Below are 17,921 nucleotides of genomic sequence, written 5' to 3'. Positions count from 1 at the left end.
CCCCTTCGACGACGGGTGATCCTACGGAGATGATCATGAGGCGTCCGAGGTTCTCGCGGAATCGAGGGGCAGAGTCATCGACCCGAACGCCCTGGCGGCCTCGGCGCGGTGGTGGGCGGCGTCCTTGACCGCACCGCAGCGCTGGTGTTCCCGTGCGAGCCGGTCGTGCGCCCGGCCCAGTTCGTAGGCGTCACCGATCGACATGGCGTGCACGATCGCGAAGCAGTGGCAGCCGATCGCCCGCACCGAATCGCCCATCGCCGTGTAGACCTCGCCGAGTTCGTTGAACGCCTTGGCTTCCAGGCACCGGTCGCCGAGCCGGCGGCTCACGCCCGCGGCCGTGTTCAACGCCTCCACCGCCTCCCGGTGGTGGCCCGTGCGGCGGTGCAGGGCGCCGAGGAACGTGAGCGTCAGCGCCTCCGCGGCGCGCTCGCCGATCTCGCGGCTCAGCTCCAAAGCCCGCTGCAGCAACGGAAGCGCGTCGTCCGGCCGGTCCATCAGCACGTAGCAGGCGCCGAGGTCGCACAACGCGAACGCCTCGTCGACCCGGTCGCCGAGGTGCCGCGTCATGGTCAGCGCGGCTCGCAGGTGACTCGCCGCGTCGTCGAGGCGGTCGAGCGAGCGGTACACGAACCCCAGCTTGCACAGCGCGTACGACTCGAGGTCCGGGTCTTCGAGCTCCCTGCTCAACGCGAGCGCGGCTTCCAGGTGCTCGACGGCACCCGCGTAGTCGCCGGTCAGCCAGCACACGATGCCGAGGTTGCTCAACGCACGGCACTCCTCGGTGCGGTCGCCGATCTCGCGGCTCAGCGCGAGCCCTTCTTCGAGGTGGTCAGCGGCTTCCGCGTAGCGCCGCAACCTCTCGTACACGGTCCCGAGGTTGATGAACGCCCGGCACTCGCCCGCGCGGTCGCCCGCCCTCCAGCTGGCCCGCAGCGCGTAGGTGTGCAGGGCGAGCGCGTCGTGGTGGTGGGAGTGGTTGAGCAGGTACGCCCACAGGGTGACCGACAGCCGGTTCGGCAGGACCGGGCAGCCGACTTCCGCGGCGAACCTGGCCGTTGCCACCAGGTTCAGCCGTTCCGCCTCGATCCACGCCGTGGCGGTGTCCGGGTCGGAGATGCCCGGCACCGGCCGGGTGTCGCCGAGTGGACTGCTGTGCCTGCCGTGCGGGTAGTGGACGTGCACCGCGCACGCGGCGGTGTTGACGTAGTGCTCGAACAGCCGGGTGAGGGCGGGCTCCCGGTCGAGCGCCGCGCTCTGCTCCTTGGCGTAGAGGCGGACCAGGTCGTGCATCCGGTAGCGCCCCGGCACGTGCTGCTGCACCAGGTGCGCCGCCTCCAGCTCGCGCAACAGCATCCGGGTCGCTGACGCGGGACGGGTGTCCAGGTTGAACGCGGACGTCAGCGCGATGTCCGGCCCCGGTACCGCGCCGAGCAGTCCGAACAGGTGCGCCGCGTCGTCGGAGAGTCCCGCGTGGGACCACGAGAGCACGGCGCGCAGGCTGGAGTCGGTGTCACCGGCGTCCAGGCCGTCCAGCCGGGTCGTGGTGTCGCACAGTTCGTCGGCCAGCAGGCCGAGCGGGAAGCACGGGTGGGTGGACGCGCGGGCGGCCACGATGCCGAGCGCGAGCGGAAGTCCCGCGCTGCACCGCAGCAGCCCTTTCGTCGCCCTGGGCTCGGCCATCAGGCGTCCGGGCCCGAGACGACGGGCCAGCAGCTGCAACGCGGACACCTCGTCGAACACGTCGAGCGGCACGGACCGGGCGCCGTGGGCGGTGACGAGCCCGCCGAGATCGCGGCGGGTCGTCACGACGACCGTGCACTTCGACCCTCCCGGCAGCAGCGGCTTGACCTGGGCGACGTTCGCCGCGTTGTCGAGGACCACGAGCATCCGCCGTTCCGCCACGAGGCTGCGGTACAGGCCCGCCTGCGCGTCGAGGTCGTCCGGCATGGCGGACGGCGAGACCTGGAGTGCTTTGAGGAACCCCCGCAGCACGGTGTCCGGCGCCGAGGGCCTGCCGTCGGGGGAGAAGCCGCGGAGGTTGACGAAGAGCTGCCCGTCGGGGAACTGCTCGGCGTTGCGGTGCGCCCATTGCAGCGCCAGCCACGTTTTGCCGACACCGCCGACTCCGCGGATCACGGCTATTCGCGATCCGTGCAGTGCGGAGGTGAGCGCCAGCAGTTCCTGTTGCCTGCCCGTGAAGAGATGTGAAGCGACGGCAGGTAGTTGCCGGGGCGTGACTCTGTGCCCGGTGCCACCGTGAAGATGGACGTCACCGGTAATGGAGTGCGCCTGGACCACGGTGCCCTGCACCGAGCCGTTCACCCTGCTACTGCCCACGAACTCACCGTAGTGAGCACCTGTTGAGACACGGTGTCGTTCGGCGGAAATACGGCGAAGCTGATCGGTCCCGCTGAACGCCGCCGACCATTCGTCGCAAAAAGAACACCATTCGCGGAAACTGGATCATGAAGTATTTCTGCGCGCACGGAATCCGCTCATTCCGTGCACACCGGAATGTGGGCCGATCAGCCGCGTTGCCCGAACAACACCGCCGCGACCCGTCGTGCGAGTTCCTCGGGATCGTCACCCAGTTCCGGGTCGAGGTTGCGGGTGTTCCACAGCGTCGCGAACCCGTGCACGAGAGACCACGCCGCCACGCCCGCGATCCGCCGGTCCGGGCCGGTGTGCCGGTCCCCGACGTCCTCGACCCCACCGGCGAGCGCGGCGCCTGCCAGTTCGCGGGCTTCGGTCAGGGCGGGATCGTCCGGGTGGTGCAGGTCCGGCCGGAACATGACCTCGAAGTGCGCCCGCTTCTCCACCGCGAACCGCACGTAGGCCACGCCCAGTTCGACGAACGAGTCCGTGCGCTCGCGGGTCGCCGTCAGGGTCTCGGCCAGGAGCGTGAACCCTTCGGCGGCGAGGGCGGTGAGCAGTCCCGCCTTGTCCTTGAAGTGGTGCATCGGGCCCGCGTTGGAGACGCCGGCGCGGCGGGCCAGCTCGCGGAGGCTGACCCCGGCCGGTCCGTGCTCGGTGATCATGTCGACGGCGGACGACAGCAGGGCTCGGCGCAGGTCGCCGTGGTGGTACGGAGGCACGAACCCAATCTTACCGTTGACAAGATGCACGCCGGGACGCAATCTTGTCACTGACAAGTTTGGAGGGTGGGGGAATGGCTCCGTTCATCGCTTTGGTCGTCGTCACGTCGGTGCTGCTGCTCGCCGGGGTGCTCGGCGTCCGGCAGCTCAGGTCGTTGCCTGTCGCGTTGCGCGGCGGGCTCGCGGTCATGTTCGTGCTGACAGGAGGTGCGCACTTCATCGGTCTGCGCGAGGAGCTGATCGCGATGGTGCCGCCGTTCCTGCCCGCGCCGGGCCTGCTGGTCACCGTGACCGGTGTGCTGGAACTGGCGGGCGCCGCGGCGTTGCTTTGGTCGCGCACCGCGGGCTGGTCCGCTCTCGGGCTCACGGCGATGCTCGTCGCGATGTTCCCGGCGAACGTCCACAAGGCCCTGAACGGCCCGGTGCCGTGGGACGACCAGCTGGTGCCGCGGACGTTGCTGCAGATCGTGTTCCTGGCGGCCACGATCACCGTCGCGAGGTACTACCTCAGGTCGCGCTCACGAGTTCTGGCCAGCGCGAACAGCTGATCGCCACATTTGCGATCGATGCGAGGTGTCGACCGCACACGTGGTGCGCCACATTTCGACGCTTTTAGCATCAGCGCACGGTTTTTGCCTGCAATGACGGAGGCGAGACATGCGATCGAGGAACGCGTTCCTGGGGCTGGTTGCGGCGACGGGTCTGGCCGTGGCGTCGATCGCGGCGGTCCCGGCGCCGCAACCAGGCACCCTCGGCGGGTACGACATCACCGGCACCTACGTGAGCGGCCTGTCGTCCGGCGGATTCCTGGCCAACCAGCTCCACGTCGCGTACTCGAGCGTCTTCCAGGGTGCGGGCATCTTCTCGGCGGGCGCCTACGACTGCGCGCAGAACAGCGTGAACACCGCCCAGTTCGCGTGCATGGACACCTTCCAGCCCCGCAAGACGCCGGCCGAGCTGGAACAGCTCACCAGGACCCGTGCGACGGCCGGCACCGTCGACCCGCCGCAGAACCTCTCCGGTGATCCGGTGTGGCTGTTCCACGGCACGGCCGACCAGACCGTCGACCGGGCGGTCAACGACGACCTGGCCACCTACTACCGCGACTTCGGTGCTCGGGTGGTCTACAACAACACCACCGCGGCCGGGCACGCCTGGGTCAGCCCGATCGGCCCGAACAGCTGCGGCTCCACGTCTTCGCCGTACGTCAACAACTGCGGGACGGCCGATCCCGTCGGGGAGATGCTCGGGCACCTCTTCGGTCAGGTGAACGCGCCCGCGTCCACGTTGTCCGGCAAGCTGATCCAGTTCGACCAGGGCAGGTACGTCCCCGGCGGCAACCCGGCGCCGGTCAGCATGGGGCGGGACGGTTTCGCTTACGTGCCGAGGACGTGCGAGACCGGGCCGTGCAAGCTGATGGTCACGTTGCACGGCTGCTACCAGTACTACGGCCTGGTCGGGAACGCGTTGATGGACAAGGGGCATCTCAACGAGTACGCCGACACGAACAACATGATCGTGCTCTACCCGCAGGCGACGACGATGACGGGGAACCCGCGCGGTTGCTGGGACTGGTGGGGGTACCAGTCCGCCCAGTACGCGCTCAAGACCGGTCCGCAGATGGTCGCCGTGGTGAACATGGTCAAGGCGCTGTCAGGTGGTGGTGCGCCGCCCACGACGACCACGACCACGACCACGACCGCGCCGGTGCCGGACTGCGTGACCGCGAGCAACTACGCGCACACCACCGCCGGTCGTGCATACGTCCTCTATGGACAGACGTACGCGGTGGGCTCCGGCCAGCTGCTCGGCCTGTGGAACACCTACACCACCAGCAGCATCCGCCAGACCTCGCCGAACTACTGGGTGAAGTGCTGACCCGGCGGCGTCTCTAGCCTGGGCTGCCGGCCACCGGCAGCTCGTCCTCGCTCGTGCCGGCACCGAGCACGATCCCGGCGATCTCCTCCGCGATGTCCTCGATCAGGTAGTCGCTCGTGCTGCGGGCGATCCGTCCCAGCAGCAGCGGGCTGTGCCTGCGGACCTCCTCCTTGGTGGTGCGGTGCCAGATCGGGAGAACCCACTGCCGGTCGTCGTCGATCTCGCGCGTGAGGAGGGCGTCGAGCTCCGCCTGTGGCCAGCCCTTGCGGAAGAAGTCCGGTGACAGCACCACGACGCCGAACCTGCTGCTCGCGATGCCGTTGTCGATCTTGCGTCGCAACGGGTCACCCGTCCTCAGCTCGTACTGGTCGATCCACACGGACAACCCGGCCTTGACGAGCAGCCTGGCGAGCGGGTGGGCCACGGTCGGGCCGTCCTCGCTCGCGTACGACACGAACACGTCCTTCTGCTCCGCCTCCTTCTCCAGTTCTGTCGTCAGCAGGTCGAAGTTCTCCTTGATCCGCACCAGCGACGACTCCGGCGTCATGGCCGGCAACTCGGGCATCGGTGGAAGGTCGGGGCCGTACACCTTGATCGAGTTCGGGATGCGCCCGTCGGCCTGCCGGTGGAGGGTGACGTACCACCGGTCGTCGTACGGGATGTCCAGGTAGACCGGCGACTTCCGGCAGTAGCCGCCGAGGTAGCGGTGCTTCTCGCCCTTCTCGTAACGGCGGAAGTTCCTGGCGTCCATGAGCTTCACGTTCGCCGCGGTGTCGTGCAGGCGCACGCGGACGCGGGCACGTCTCGGCTGGTGCTTCAACGCGTAGTACTGGATCTCGCTCGGCGCTCCGGCCGCTCCCACGCGGAAAGCGGGCTTTCCCCTGCCGAACGGCAGCCGGAGATCCGGATGGCGCCAGACCCGGACCAGCAGCCAGGTTTCCAGCGCTACCACCAAAGGCCAAAACGAATCGAGCCAGCTCCACACGGTCAGCTCCGTCCGGTCAAGGCGATTCCGCATCATCGCTCGTGACGAGAAGTCCGCGCGTGGCCCGTTGGAGCTACTTTCGAGAAGCAAATTCCGATGGTTCTTGGAATTCAATAGCTGCGTTGTGGCAAATGAGCGAACCGCACGGCGTCACCTGCGGATGATCCCCAGGTCGATCGCGGCGGCCACGGCCGCCGTGCGCGAACCGACGCCCAGCTTCGTGTAGATGCGGGCCAGGTGGGACTTCACCGTGCCCTCGGTGAGGTGCAGACGGGCGCCGATGGCCTGGTTCGACAGGCCGTCGGCGACCAGCGTGAGGACTTCGGCCTCGCGGCGGGTCAGGCCCGTGCCGGGGGTGCGCAGGCGGTTCATCAGGCGGTCGGCCACCGCCGGCGCCAGGGCGGTGTGGCCCGCGGCGGCGGTGCGGACGGCGGCGGCCAGGTCTTCCGGCGGTGCGTCCTTCAGCAGGTAACCGGTGGCGCCCGCTTCGATGGCGGGCACCGTGTCGGCGTCGGTGTCGTAGGTCGTGATGATCACGACTCTGGGTGCGCCGGGGCGGCTCGTGATGGCGGCGGTGGCCTCGGCGCCGGTCATGCCGCCCTTGAAGCGCAGGTCCATGAGCACCACGTCCACGTCGCCTTCCGCGGCGCGGGTGACGGCGTCCTCCGCGGTTTCCGCCTCGGCCACGACCACCAGTCCGGGTTCCGTTTCCAGGACGGCGCGCAGGCCGGCGCGGACGATCGGGTGGTCGTCGGCGAGCAGGAGCCGGATCACCGCGCGTCCTCGGTCAGGGGCAGGCGGGCGGCCAGTGCCGTGCCGTGTCCCGGAGTGCTTTCCACGGCGAACGTGCCGCCGAGGGAGTGGGCGCGGGCGCGCATGGCGGGCAGGCCGAAGCCTTCGTCGGCGCGGTCGAAGCCGGTTCCGTCGTCGGTCACGTCCACGGCCACCTGGTCGCCCAGGTAGCTCAGGGTGACGTCGGCGGTGCCGGCGCCGGCGTGCTGGACGGTGTTGGCCAGCGCCGACTGGGCGATGCGCAACAGCGCCACCTTGTGGGCGGTGGGCAGCGGCACGGGATCTCCGGTGAGGTGGAAGCGGACGATCACCGGGTGTTGGGCGGACGTGGTGGCGCACAGGCGTTCCAGGGCGTCGGACAGCGGTGCCGCCGCCAGCGCGGGCGGGCTCAGGGCGGCCACGAAACGCCGTGCCTCCGCGAGGTTGTCCACCGCCGACCGCCTGGCCTGGTCCACGTAGCCGGCGGCCTTCTCCGGGTGGGCGGGCAGGGCGCGTTCCGCGGCGCGCAGGAGGAGCTGGATGCTGGTCAGGCCCTGGGCGAGGGTGTCGTGGATCTCGCTCGCCAGCCGTTCGCGTTCGGCCAGGACACCGGCGCTGTGCTGGGCCTGGGCCAGGTCGGCGCGGGTGGCGGTGAGCTCGTCGATGAGCACGCGGCGGCGCTCGCTCTCGCGGTAGAGGGCCTGGTAGCCCCACACCACGGCAACGGCCACCGCGGCGCCCAGGGCGGGACCTATCGCGACGGCCGGGGTGAACGTGCCGGTGTGCGCGGCGAAACCGGTGATCGCGGTCGCCGCCGTGACGACCACCGCTCCCAGGCCCGCGCGGCGCGGCAGCAGGTGGAGCTGGAGGAAGTACAACGGGAAGGCGAGCCACACCGCGTCGGCGGACAGCACGAGCAACGCCACCCACGTGAGGCCCACGGCTGCCGACCACACCGCGGCGGCCCGGCGGGACGTGCGCACCTGTGGCAGGAGCGGGCCGGCCGCGTAGACCACGCCCAGCGCGACGGCGACCGCGACGACCGGTGGCGTGCCGCGGAACGCCGTGAGGGTGAGCAGGCCCGCGACCAGCAGGTGCAGGCACCAGGTCAGCACGCGGCTGGTCGGGGTGAGGGCAGCGGTCTCGTCCACAGTTCACCCAGCTTAGGCACCTGGCCGCAGTTCGGCCTCTGTCGAAAGTGACAACTTCTTCCTCCTCCTGCGCCAGAAGCGGACGGGGCGGCGAGCGGACCACAGTGGACGCATCCCTCCACGAAAGGCTCAACACCGTGTTCGTTGCCCTGAGAGACCTCAGGTTCGCCAAGGGCCGCTTCGCCCTGATGGGTGTCGTGATCGTGCTGATCACCCTGCTGGTCGGCCTGCTGTCCGGCCTGACCGCGGGCCTCGGCAGGCAGAACGTGTCCGCGATCACCGACCTGCCCGTCGACCGGATCGCCTTCTCCGATCAACACTTGTCCTATTCGGACTCCACCGTCACGCAGGAGCAGTGGCGCCGCTGGGCCGCCACACCGGGTGTGTCACTCGCCGAGCCGGTGGCCATCAGCACGACGAAGGCCACCGCGGGCTCCCGCAGCGCGGCGGTCTCGATCTTCGCGGTCTCCCCGGCCCTGGTCCCGGAGGTCGGCGACGGGTCGGTCACGATGTCCGTTCCCGCTGCCGAAGAGCTCGGCGTCCGGACCGGCGACACCGTCACCCTCGCCGGACGGGACCTGACCGTCGCGGCCGTGCGCGGCGACGCCTGGTTCAGCCACACCCCCGTCGTCTGGACGAGTCTGGGCGACCGCACGACCGCGACCGTCATCGCGCTCAGGACCACAGGCGACGTCGTGGACGTGCCCGGCACCCGGACGACCACGAAGGACGGTTCGCTCGACGCCATCGGCTCCTACCGCTCGGAGAACGGCTCGCTGCAACTCATGCGCGGCTTCCTGTTCGTCATCTCCGCCCTCGTCATCGGTGCGTTCTTCACCGTCTGGACGATCCAGCGCAGCGGCGACATCGCCGTCCTGAAGGCCCTCGGCGCGTCCACGGCCACGCTGCTGCGCGACGCACTGGGCCAGGCGCTCGTGCTGCTCACGACGGGAACCCTGATCGGCACCGCGCTCGCCGCCGCCGTCGGCTTGCTCGTCCGCGGCACCGTGCCGTTCCTGCTCGACCCCGCGACGGTTCTCGTCCCCGCCGCCACCACGATCCTGCTCGGTGCGGTCGGTGCGGCGCTGGCCGTCCGCCGCATCGTCACCGTCGACCCGCTGACCGCACTGGGGAGTGCCCGATGAGCCTGACCCTGACCGACGTCACCCTCACCTACCCCGACGGCGACAGCAGGCTGACCGCGCTCGACCACGTCACGCTCGACGTGCCCAGGGGCACCACGACGGCGGTGATCGGCCCGTCGGGTTCGGGCAAGTCCAGCCTCCTCGCCGTCGCCGCCACCCTCGTCGCCCCCGACTCGGGCACCGTCACGATCGACGGCACTCCCGCCTCCGGTCTGTCCCGCGGCCGGCTCGCCGAACTGCGCCGCCACCGCATCGGCATCGTCTTCCAGCAGCCCAACCTGCTGCCCGCGCTCACCGCCGCCGAACAGCTCCAGGTCATGGCACACGTCACCGGCCGCAAGCCCGCGGACGCCCGCCGCAAGGCCCTGGAACTGCTCGACGCGGTCGGCCTGGCCGATCACGCCCGACGCCGCCCGCACCAGCTCTCCGGTGGTCAACGGCAGCGCGTCAACATCGCCCGCGCCCTGATGAACGACCCCACCGTGCTGCTCGTCGACGAACCCACGAGCGCACTGGACCACGACCGCGGCGCCGCGGTGGTCGGCCTGATCACGAGGCTGACGCACCAGCAGGCGACCGCGACCGTGCTGGTCACGCACGACCGGAGTCACCTCACGGCGGTGGACGACGTCGTCACGATTCGCGACGGCCGTCTGCACGAACCGGATCCCGTCCTCGAACCGAACCCCAGGGGAGGAGCAGAGGAGTGATCCGTGAGCGGACTGTTCGCCGCGCTCGACGTCGTGATGGACCGGCTGGTGGTTCCCGGCTACTCGAAGTGGGGCTTCCGGCTGCGCCGGCGGACCTGGCCCGCCGACGACCCCGAGCCCGGTGCCCTGCGCGGCGGGCTCGCCGTCGTGACCGGGGCCGGTTCCGGGCTCGGCAAGGCCACCGCGCTGGGCCTCGCCCGGCTCGGTGCCGCCGTCGTGCTGGCGGTGCGCGACGAGGCCAAGGGGCAGTCCGCCCGGGACGAGATCATCGCCGCGGTGCCCGGCGCCGTCGTCCACGTCCGCCACTGCGACGTCTCGAGCCTGGCGTCGGTGCGCCGCTTCGCCAGCGGGATGCTGGAGGAGTTCGAGCGCCTTGACGTCCTGGTGCACAACGCCGGCACCATGCCACCGCAGCGCACGACGAGTGCGGAGGGACACGAGCTGACGTTCGCCACGCACGTGCTCGGGCCGTTGCTGATGACGGACCTGCTGCGCTCGCTGCTGGCCGCGTCGCCGGACCCCAGGGTGGTGCTGGTGTCCTCCGGCGGCATGTACACCCAGCGGTTGCGCTCGGACGATCCGGAGTACCGCGAGGGCGAGTACCGCGGCGCGACCGCGTACGCCCGCACCAAACGCATGCAGGTCGCGCTCGTGCCTCTGCTGGCGGACCGGTACGCGTCAGAAGGCGTGGGCGTGCACGGGATGCACCCCGGCTGGGCCGACACACCGGGCGTGGCCGGGTCGTTGCCGGGGTTCCACCGGCTGGCCAGGTTGCTGCTGCGCACTGCGGAGGAGGGCGCGGACACCGTCGTGTGGCTGTCCGCGACCAGCCCCGCTCCTCCCACCGGCCGCTTCTGGCACGACCGGCGGGAGCGGCCGGTCCACTACCTGCCCGTCACCGGAAAACGCGGTGACGTCAGCGCGTTCTGGGCCTGCTGCGCGAACATCACCGGCGTGCCTGCGAGATGAACGAGCGGTACCAGTGGAAGCTCGCCCGCGGCGTGCGCTGCTGGGTCTCGTAGTCGACGTGGACCAGGCCGAACCGGTGCTTGTACCCGTGCGCCCACTCGAAGTTGTCGAGCAGCGACCAGCAGAAGTACCCGCGGAGATCCACACCGGTGGCCGCGGCCGCGGCGCCGATGTGGTCGCGCAGGTACGAGATGCGTTCGGCGTCCTCGAACCCTTCCACGTCCGGGTAGACGCAGCCGTTCTCCGTGACGTACACGGGCGGCAGGTCCGGGTGGCGTGCCTTCAGGTCCGTCAGCGCGGTGGTGAGACCGGCGGGTTCCACCGGCCAGCCCATGCCGGTGCGGGGGACGTCGGGCAACCGGGTCGTGTCGACGCCGATGTCGTGGGCGGTGCGCTTGGCCGGGTCCGGCTCGCGGTGCGGCGCGTCGGCGACGTGCAGGCGGTAGTAGTAGTTGAGGCCCACGTAGTCCAGCGGTTCGCCGATGACCGCCAGGTCCCCGTCGTGCCGGAACGAGAAGTCGGTGATGTCACCGAACATCGACGTCAGCTCGTCGGGGTACGCCGCGCCGAACAACGGGTCGGTGAACTGCCTGCGCAACAGGCAGTCCTGACGGCTCGCCGCGGCCACGTCGGCGGGGGAGTCCGTCACCGGCACGGTGGGGGACTGGTTGAGCACGATGCCGAACTCCTGCTCGGCCAACGCGTTCGCCCGCATCGCCCGCACGGCCAGGCCGTGGCCGAGCAGCAGGTGGTGCGCCGCGGCCAGCGCGCCGTGGCCCTCGCGTGCGCCGGGGGCGTGGCGTCCTTCGCCGTAGCCGACGATCGAGGAGCAGTACGGCTCGTTCAGCGTGGTCCAGTTCCGCACGACGTCACCGAGGGACTCGTGCACGAGGGCGGCGTAGTCGGCGAACCGGTGGGCGGTGTCGCGGGCGCGCCAGCCGCCCTCGTCCTCCAGCGCCTGCGGCAGATCCCAGTGGTACAGCGTGATGAACGGCTCGATCCCCTTGCCCAGCAACGCCTCGACGAGCCGCCGGTAGAAGTCGAGGCCGCGCTGCTCGACCCGGCCGCGGCCGTCCGGCAGGATCCTCGACCACGACAGCGAGAACCGGTAGGCGTCGACGCCGAGGTCGACGAGCAGGCGCACGTCCTCGGCCCAGCGGTGGTAGTGGTCCGCCGCCACGTCACCGGTGTCGCCGTTCGCGACCGCGCCGGGCACGGTCGCGAACGTGTCCCAGGTGGACGGTCCCCTGCCATCGGTTCGGGCCGCCCCTTCGATCTGGTAGGCCGAGGTCGCCACACCCCAGCGGAAGCCGGCCGGAAAGCTCACAACGTTCTCCTCTGCGAGGTCAGCCCTTGACGGCGCCCGACATGATGCCGCCGACGATCTGGCGGCCGAACAACAGGAACACGGCCAGCACCGGCACGGTGCCGATCGTCGCCGCGGTCAGCACGAGCGTGTAGTCGGTCGTGTAGCCGGAGGCCAAAGTGGACAGAGCCGTCTGCACCGTCGGGTTCTCCGGCACGAGCACGACGAGCGGCCAGAAGAAGTCGTTCCAGGCCTGCATGAACGTGAACAGCCCGAGCACTGCCGCCGCCGGTCGTGCCGCGGGTAGCGCGACGTGCCAGAACAGCCGCAGGGAGTGGCACCCGTCCATCCGGCCCGCCTCGAGCAGCTCGTCCGGGATCGCCCGCTCGAAGTACTGCCGCATGAAGAACACGCCGAACGCGGTCACCAGCCCCGGCACGATCACGGCGTGGATCTGCCCGGCCCAGCCGAACTCGCTCATCATCATGTAGAGCGGGATGATGCCGAGCTCGGTCGGGATCGCCTGCGTGCCGATGATCAGCAGCAGCAGGACGTTGCGGCCGCGGAACTTCAGCTTGGCGAACGCGAACCCCGCGAGGGTGGAGAAGAACACCACCGACACGGTGACCGTGCCCGCCACCACGATCGAGTTCATCAGCGCCAGCGCGAAGTCGGTGGTGTCGAAGACGCGGGCGATGTTGGCGAAGAGGTGGCCGCCGGGCACCAGGACCGGCGGCACGCTGTCGATCGCGTCCGGTGTCTGCGAGGACACCACGAACGACCAGTACACGGGGAAGGCGGACCCGGCGAGCACGGCGATCAGGGCGGCGTACGTCCACGGCCCGGCGACGCGCCTGGCGAGCCTGCGCGCCCGCAGCGCCGGGCCGGTGGGTCGCACCGGCGCCGGACGGTCCAGCACAGCGGTCATGGGGTCCTCACTCCGTCTGGATCCGTTTGGTCACCAGGTAACCGAGACCGGCGACGATGATCGTGGCGATCGCCAGCACGACCGCGATCGCCGAGCTGTAGCCGAAGTCGTAGTTGGTGAAGCCCTGCTCGTACAGGTACAGCGCGGCGGTCTGGAACTGCCGGTCCGAGCCGCCCGTCGCGGCCGCCGCGCCGGGGTTGAACAGCAGCGGTTCGGCGAGCAGGCGCATGTTGCCGGTGGTCGCGATGATCGTCGTGAAGATGATCTGCGGCCGCAGCAACGGCACCGTGATCCGCCAGAACTGCTGCCAGCCGCTCGCGCCGTCCAGCGTGGCCGCCTCGTACAGACTGGGCGAGATCGCCTGCATGGAGGCCAGGAAGATCAGCGCGTGGTAGCCGGTCCAGCGCCACACCACCATCACGGCGATGGCGATGTGGGACGTGGCGGTGCCCGCCTGCCAGTCGATCTGCCCGGCGCCGAACAGGTCCAGCACCCAGTTGACCAGACCGAAGTCGCGACCGAACAGCTGGGCGAAGATGATCGTCACCGCGGCCACCGAGGTGATGTTCGGCAGGATCACGCCCATCCGGAACAGCGTGCGCGTCCTGACCTTGCGGTTGAGCAGGGCCGCGATGCCGAGCGCGAACAGGATCTGCGGCACCGTCGTCAGCAGCCACAGGCTCAGCGTGTTGCCCATGGCGTTCCAGAAGTACGGGTCCGCGAGCAGCTTCGCGTAGTTGGCGAACCAGACGACGTACGCGCCGCCCTCGTCGAGCAGGTTGCGGTGCTGCAGCGAGACCCAGATGGTGTACAGCAAGGGGAACAGCCCGAAGACACCGAAGATCAGGAAGTACGGCGTCACGTACCCGTACGGCGCGAACTTCGTGTCCCAGCGGTGCCTTCTGGCCGCCTTGTCGATCAGAGCCATGTCAGGTCGTCACTTCTGGACGTCGCCGACGAACTGGCGCCACGAGTCCTCGCCGTTCTGCTTGCCCTGCTCGACGCGTTGCATCGCGTTGCCGATGGCGGTCTGGATGTCGCCGGCCTTCGGGCCCTGGTACTGCGGGTTCAGCTTCTTGGCGGCGTCGGTGAACAGCTTGCCGATCGGCGCGTCGTTGAAGTACGGGTTCTTGTAGTCGACGATCGACGGGTCGTCGTAGAGCTTCGGGATCGACGGCAGCAGCCCGGAGCTCTTGAACACCTTGGCCTGCTGCTCGGGCGCGGTCAGCCACGCGGCGAGCTCCACGGCCTTGTCGACGTTCTTGCCCTGCTTGGGAACCGTGAGGTACGAGCCGCCCCAGTTGCCGCCACCGCCGGGCACGGACGTGACGTCCCACTTGCCCGCGGCGTCGGGACCGGCCTGATCCTTGATCTTGGCCATCTGCCACGCCGGGCACGTCACGGTCGCGAACTGGCCCTGCTTGAACCCGGTGTTCCAGACCGGCGTGGAGTACAGCAGCTTCGCCGACAGTCCTGACTGGACGCCGCCCACGACGAGGTCCCACCCCGCCTTGACGTCCTTGTTCTCGCCCACGACGATCTTGTCGGACTTGTCGTAGTACCCGACCGGCGCCTGGCCGACGATCGCGTTGAGCACGGTCGGTCCGCCGTCGAACCACTTCACGCCGTCGGGTGCCTTCTCCTGGAACCTCTTGCCCGCGGCCATGAAGTCCTGCCAGGTCGGCCACAACGCCGCGACCTGGTCGCGGTCGGCGGGCAGTCCGGCGTTCTGCAGCAGGTCGCGGCGGTAGCAGATGGCGAGGCCGCCGATGTCGGTGCCGTAGCCGATCTGCTTGCCGTCCTTGGACAGCGACCCCTCCCACTTCCACGGCAGCCAGCGGTCCTTGAGCTGGTCACCGCCCTTGGTGTTGAGGTCCACGAACTTGTCCGGCGTGGCCTTGAACTGGTTGACGTAACCCGTGTCGACCGCCTCGATGTCCGCCGCGCCGTTGTTCGTGGCGAGATGCGCGGCGAGGTTCTTGTGGTGGTCGGAGTAGGAGGCGGTGCGGTCGGTGATCTCGACGTCCGGGTGCGTGCTCGCGTACTCCTTGAGCAGCTCGGCGTAACCGAAGTTGCCGAACAACCCGATGGTCAGCTTGGTCTTGCCACCGGACGCGGTGTCGCTGCCGCAACCGCTGAGCACCACGGCGGTCGCCAGGGCCGCGCAGCCGATGGCGAGTGCTTTGGGGCGCATTCGAGTGCCTCCGTCGTTTTTTGGGCGCGCTGAAGCAGAAGAACTTGGTCTTCGAGGGCGGGTGAACCGGCGCCGTGACGAACGACGGGCCGGAAGGTGTGGCGCCAATGACAACGGGATCACACGGTTGCCGTCAAGTAACAAAACGATAAACAGATCAACTCGCGCACCCGTTTGACTAGCAGAAGTGCTGCTCGTAGGGTCTATGTAACCGCTTACGGTGAAACGGAGGCCGAATGGCGACCGGGCGAGAGATCGCCCAGCTCTGCGGCGTGTCCGTGGCGACGGTGTCGCGCGTCTTCAACCAGCCGGAAACGGTGAACGAGGAGACGCGCGACCGTGTGCTGCGGGTCGCGAACGAGCTGGGCTACCAGCCCAACGAGTCGGCGCGGGCGTTGTCGACCAAGCAGTCCACGATGATCGGACTGGTCTGGGACACCGACCACCGCAGGCCCGGCTGGCGGCACCCGTACCTCCAGGACCTGCTGATCGGCCTGAAGTCCGCCCTCAGCGCGCACGGCTACCACCTGCTGATGCTGGCGACGAGCGGTGACGCCCGCGAGGTCGGCGCGTCGTTGGCGGATCCGGTCGCCTACGTGAACATGACCCGCCGCCACCACCTCGGCGGCCTGGTTCTGATCGACAGCGGTTCCGACGCGGAGGCCTTCGAAGCCTTTGCCCAGTCAGGAGTTCCGTGCGTGGCGCTGGACGTCGCCGTCGACGGCCCGCGCGCCACGTACGTCACCTCGGACAACGCGGGCGGCGCCCAGTCGGCGGTGCGCCACCTCGCCGGCCTCGGCCACACCCGGATCGCCACGATCACCGGACCGCCGGGCAACCAGCCCTCCGCAGCCCGCGTTTCAGGCTACCGCAAGGGGATGCTGGAGGCGGGTCTGGAGATGCGCGACGAGTACGTCGTCGCCGGTGACTTCTACCGGCCCAGCGGAACCGCTGCCGCGCAACGACTTCTCGCGCTGGACGAACCGCCCACCGCGGTGTTCGCGGCCAGCGACGAGATGGCCGTCGGTGCCCTGCTCGCGGCCCGCGCCGCGGGGGTGCGCGTGCCGCAGGACCTGGCGATCGTCGGGTTCGACGACATCGAGATCGCGGCCGTGGTCGATCCCGCGCTGACCACGGTGGCGCAGGACAAGCCGGGGTTCGGGGTGGCCGCGGCCAAGGCGATCATGGCCATGATCACGGGGGCGGGGCAGGAGGAACCGGTGGTGCTGCCGACGAGACTGGTCGTCCGGCAGTCCTGCGGCGCCTGAGCCGGGCCCGCCGCGATGGGCGGGTCCGTCGTGCTCGGCCTGGCGCGTTGATGTGCGGCGCCTGAGCCGGGCCCGCCCCGGCGAGCGGGCCCGACCTGGTCAGCCTCGCGCGTTCACGTGCAGTGCGAGCGCTGTGCCTGCGCCGAGCATCGCGGTGAACCTGCCGGAGGAATCCACGGTCACCCGGACACAGCCGTTCTCCTGGACGTTGCAATAGGTTCCTGCGGGCAGCGCGGTCTGGAATGTCTGCGCGATCGCGAACGTCTCGCGGTTGATCGCGACGAAACCCTTGCTGCCGCGGCCGAACGCGATGGCGTCGTAGCCGTTGTCCCACCAGTTGTTCACGTCCGTGCCGGCGACGGTGTTGCGGAACGCGACCATGTTCGCGATCTGCGTCCACAGGTGCTGGCACTTCCAGCCGCTGAAGCAGACGGAGTTGCCGGGCGGGCCAGCGTCCTTGTCATTGAACTCGTAGCCCGAGTACACCTGCGGCGCGCCGTAGTTCCAGGCGAGCATGAACACGTTAGCGAGCGTGTAGGTCGAGTTGTCCTTGTACGACAACGTCGAGCCGTTGCGCTCGGTGTCCCAGTTGTCCACGAACGGCCTGGCCTGGTTGCTCGGCAGGAAGCCCCAGGACTGGCCGAACGTGCGCAGGTATGCGAGGTTCTCGTTCTGGAAGATCCGCTTGAGGTCGTAGGCGTAACGGAACTCGTCCACGTCGCCGGAACCGGTGTACTCGCCGGGCTGCACTGCCTCACCCGCGCCGTAGATGACCTCGTGCACCCAGAAGACGTTCGGGTTGCTCAGCTTGGCCTTGATCGCCGACATGTCGGCGGCGGCGATGTGCTTGGCGGCGTCGATCCGGAACCCGTCCACGCCCATGCCGATGAGGCGGTTGAGGTACCCGGCGATGGCGCCGCGCACGTAGTCGCTGCCGGTGTCCAGATCGGACAGGTTGACGAGCTCGCAGTTCTGGACGTTGGAGCGGTCCTGGTAGTTGCTGATCGCCGTGCGGCACGAGTGGAAGTCCCAGTCGCTGTACAGGCCGGGGTAGTTGTACTTGGAGTAGCCGGAGCCGCCGGTGCCGGTGCCCGCTCCCGCGCTCATGTGGTTGATCACGGCGTCGGCGATCACCTTGACGCCCGCGTCGTGGCAGGTGGTGATCATGTTGCGGAAGGCGGTCTCGTCGCCGAGGCGGCCGGCGACGCGGTAGCTGACCGGTTGGTAGGAGGTCCACCACTGGGGACCCTGGACGTGCTCGGTGGCCGGCGAGACCTCCACGTAGCCGTAGCCCTTGGGGCCCAGCACGCTGGTGCACTCCGAGGCCACACGGGCGAACGGCCACTGGAACAGGGTGACGGTGACGTCCTTGTTGCCCGGTGGCGCCGCAAAACTTTGCACGGGTGTGCACACGGCGGCGACCAGCACGGACAGGAGCAGGACGCGAAGAGCCGAGGAAACCACGTTGTCTCCTTGCTGCAGGGTTGTTCACCCGGTCGTACCAGTCGGCGGGTTGTA

General features: G+C 69.5%; 16 protein-coding genes. 6 read left to right on the top strand and 10 right to left on the bottom strand.

The window, feature by feature from the left end:
- Nucleotides 1-33 precede the first annotated feature (33 nt).
- Both AOM45_RS35485 and AOM45_RS35480 read right to left on the bottom strand, forming a co-directional pair.
- Nucleotides 34-2,340: an ATP-binding protein gene (locus AOM45_RS35485; RefSeq protein WP_156093896.1), complete on the bottom strand. Its 2,307-nt coding sequence runs from the start codon at nucleotides 2,338-2,340 to the stop codon at nucleotides 34-36.
- A gap of 188 nt (nucleotides 2,341-2,528) precedes the next feature.
- Nucleotides 2,529-3,098 (bottom strand): TetR/AcrR family transcriptional regulator, encoded by a 570-nt coding sequence (locus AOM45_RS35480; protein WP_030468502.1) that lies wholly within the window; start codon nucleotides 3,096-3,098, stop codon nucleotides 2,529-2,531.
- Between the two features lie 74 nt (nucleotides 3,099-3,172).
- Between AOM45_RS35480 and AOM45_RS35475 the strand changes: the two genes are divergently transcribed.
- Together AOM45_RS35475 and AOM45_RS35470 are read left to right on the top strand one after the other, a co-directional pair.
- Nucleotides 3,173-3,646, top strand: a complete 474-nt coding sequence (locus AOM45_RS35475; protein WP_030468501.1) for a DoxX family protein — start codon at nucleotides 3,173-3,175, stop codon at nucleotides 3,644-3,646.
- Between the two features lie 109 nt (nucleotides 3,647-3,755).
- Entirely contained in the window at nucleotides 3,756-4,976 is a 1,221-nt protein-coding gene (locus tag AOM45_RS35470) for an extracellular catalytic domain type 2 short-chain-length polyhydroxyalkanoate depolymerase (RefSeq protein WP_030468500.1), read from the top strand.
- Nucleotides 4,977-4,989: 13 nt separating this feature from the next.
- Here the strand turns inward: AOM45_RS35470 and AOM45_RS35465 are convergent, their stop codons facing one another.
- The 3 genes from AOM45_RS35465 to AOM45_RS35455 all read right to left on the bottom strand — a co-directional run bounded on the left by AOM45_RS35465 (nucleotide 4,990) and on the right by AOM45_RS35455 (nucleotide 7,883).
- Nucleotides 4,990-5,928, bottom strand: coding sequence for a DUF1883 domain-containing protein (locus AOM45_RS35465; RefSeq protein ID WP_059362858.1), 939 nt, complete (start codon nucleotides 5,926-5,928; stop codon nucleotides 4,990-4,992).
- 183 nt (nucleotides 5,929-6,111) lie between these two features.
- Entirely contained in the window at nucleotides 6,112-6,735 is a 624-nt protein-coding gene (locus tag AOM45_RS35460; protein ID WP_030468498.1) for a response regulator, read from the bottom strand.
- Nucleotides 6,732-7,883 carry a sensor histidine kinase gene (locus AOM45_RS35455; protein ID WP_030468497.1) on the bottom strand — a complete coding sequence of 384 codons (1,152 nt, stop codon included), beginning with the start codon at nucleotides 7,881-7,883 and terminating at the stop codon, nucleotides 6,732-6,734. Before AOM45_RS35455 ends, AOM45_RS35460 begins: the two co-directional genes overlap by 4 nt.
- 137 nt (nucleotides 7,884-8,020) lie before the next feature.
- Here AOM45_RS35455 and AOM45_RS35450 point away from each other — a divergent pair, with 137 nt between their 5' ends.
- Genes AOM45_RS35450 through AOM45_RS35440 form a run of 3 tightly spaced genes read left to right on the top strand, consistent with a single transcriptional unit; the run spans nucleotide 8,021 to nucleotide 10,707 of the window.
- Nucleotides 8,021-9,028: an ABC transporter permease gene (locus tag AOM45_RS35450; protein ID WP_030468496.1), complete on the top strand. Its 1,008-nt coding sequence runs from the start codon at nucleotides 8,021-8,023 to the stop codon at nucleotides 9,026-9,028.
- Entirely contained in the window at nucleotides 9,025-9,738 is a 714-nt protein-coding gene (locus AOM45_RS35445) for an ABC transporter ATP-binding protein (RefSeq protein WP_051783701.1), read from the top strand. The genes AOM45_RS35450 and AOM45_RS35445 overlap by 4 nt, the downstream gene beginning before the upstream one ends.
- Before the next feature lie 3 nt (nucleotides 9,739-9,741).
- On the top strand, nucleotides 9,742-10,707 hold the full coding sequence (locus AOM45_RS35440; RefSeq protein WP_030468494.1) for an SDR family NAD(P)-dependent oxidoreductase: 966 nt from the start codon (nucleotides 9,742-9,744) through the stop codon (nucleotides 10,705-10,707).
- On the opposite strand, the gene AOM45_RS35435 is transcribed toward AOM45_RS35440, so the two are convergent.
- Genes AOM45_RS35435 through AOM45_RS35420 form a run of 4 tightly spaced genes read right to left on the bottom strand, consistent with a single transcriptional unit; the run spans nucleotide 10,685 to nucleotide 15,135 of the window.
- Nucleotides 10,685-12,034, bottom strand: a complete 1,350-nt coding sequence (locus AOM45_RS35435) for a GH1 family beta-glucosidase (protein WP_030468493.1) — start codon at nucleotides 12,032-12,034, stop codon at nucleotides 10,685-10,687. The two genes, AOM45_RS35440 and AOM45_RS35435, sit on opposite strands and share 23 nt — an antisense overlap.
- Before the next feature lie 19 nt (nucleotides 12,035-12,053).
- The gene (locus tag AOM45_RS35430) at nucleotides 12,054-12,941 is read right to left on the bottom strand and encodes a carbohydrate ABC transporter permease (protein ID WP_030468492.1); all 888 of its coding nucleotides are present in this window, start codon (nucleotides 12,939-12,941) and stop codon (nucleotides 12,054-12,056) included.
- A 7-nt stretch (nucleotides 12,942-12,948) separates the two neighbouring features.
- Nucleotides 12,949-13,869 carry a carbohydrate ABC transporter permease gene (locus AOM45_RS35425; RefSeq protein ID WP_030468491.1) on the bottom strand — a complete coding sequence of 307 codons (921 nt, stop codon included), beginning with the start codon at nucleotides 13,867-13,869 and terminating at the stop codon, nucleotides 12,949-12,951.
- A 9-nt stretch (nucleotides 13,870-13,878) separates the two neighbouring features.
- Nucleotides 13,879-15,135: an ABC transporter substrate-binding protein gene (locus AOM45_RS35420; protein ID WP_030468490.1), complete on the bottom strand. Its 1,257-nt coding sequence runs from the start codon at nucleotides 15,133-15,135 to the stop codon at nucleotides 13,879-13,881.
- A 236-nt stretch (nucleotides 15,136-15,371) separates the two neighbouring features.
- On the opposite strand from AOM45_RS35420, the gene AOM45_RS35415 reads away from it, so the two are divergent.
- Nucleotides 15,372-16,403, top strand: coding sequence for a LacI family DNA-binding transcriptional regulator (locus tag AOM45_RS35415; protein WP_030468489.1), 1,032 nt, complete (start codon nucleotides 15,372-15,374; stop codon nucleotides 16,401-16,403).
- A 99-nt stretch (nucleotides 16,404-16,502) separates the two neighbouring features.
- On the opposite strand, the gene AOM45_RS35410 is transcribed toward AOM45_RS35415, so the two are convergent.
- Nucleotides 16,503-17,867 (bottom strand): alpha-amylase, encoded by a 1,365-nt coding sequence (locus tag AOM45_RS35410; protein ID WP_030468488.1) that lies wholly within the window; start codon nucleotides 17,865-17,867, stop codon nucleotides 16,503-16,505.
- Nucleotides 17,868-17,921 lie beyond the last annotated feature (54 nt).

The sequence above is a fragment of the Lentzea aerocolonigenes genome (genome assembly GCF_000974445.1).
In the GTDB taxonomy this organism is placed as follows: domain Bacteria; phylum Actinomycetota; class Actinomycetes; order Mycobacteriales; family Pseudonocardiaceae; genus Lentzea; species Lentzea aerocolonigenes.
Note: the sequence above shows the minus strand (reverse complement) of the source record. Positions and strands in the feature narration are given on the sequence as shown.

What these genes read in the sequence shown, in the direction of transcription:
- AOM45_RS35475 (WP_030468501.1), top strand. Translation starts at nt 3,173, where the DNA reads ATGGCTCCGTTCATCGCTTTGGTCGTCGTCACGTCGGTGCTGCTGCTC.
- AOM45_RS35470 (WP_030468500.1), top strand. Translation starts at nt 3,756, where the DNA reads ATGCGATCGAGGAACGCGTTCCTGGGGCTGGTTGCGGCGACGGGTCTG.
- AOM45_RS35420 (WP_030468490.1), bottom strand. Translation starts at nt 15,135, where the DNA reads ATGCGCCCCAAAGCACTCGCCATCGGCTGCGCGGCCCTGGCGACCGCC.
- AOM45_RS35430 (WP_030468492.1), bottom strand. Translation starts at nt 12,941, where the DNA reads ATGACCGCTGTGCTGGACCGTCCGGCGCCGGTGCGACCCACCGGCCCG.
- AOM45_RS35425 (WP_030468491.1), bottom strand. Translation starts at nt 13,869, where the DNA reads ATGGCTCTGATCGACAAGGCGGCCAGAAGGCACCGCTGGGACACGAAG.
- AOM45_RS35445 (WP_051783701.1), top strand. Translation starts at nt 9,025, where the DNA reads ATGAGCCTGACCCTGACCGACGTCACCCTCACCTACCCCGACGGCGAC.
- AOM45_RS35415 (WP_030468489.1), top strand. Translation starts at nt 15,372, where the DNA reads ATGGCGACCGGGCGAGAGATCGCCCAGCTCTGCGGCGTGTCCGTGGCG.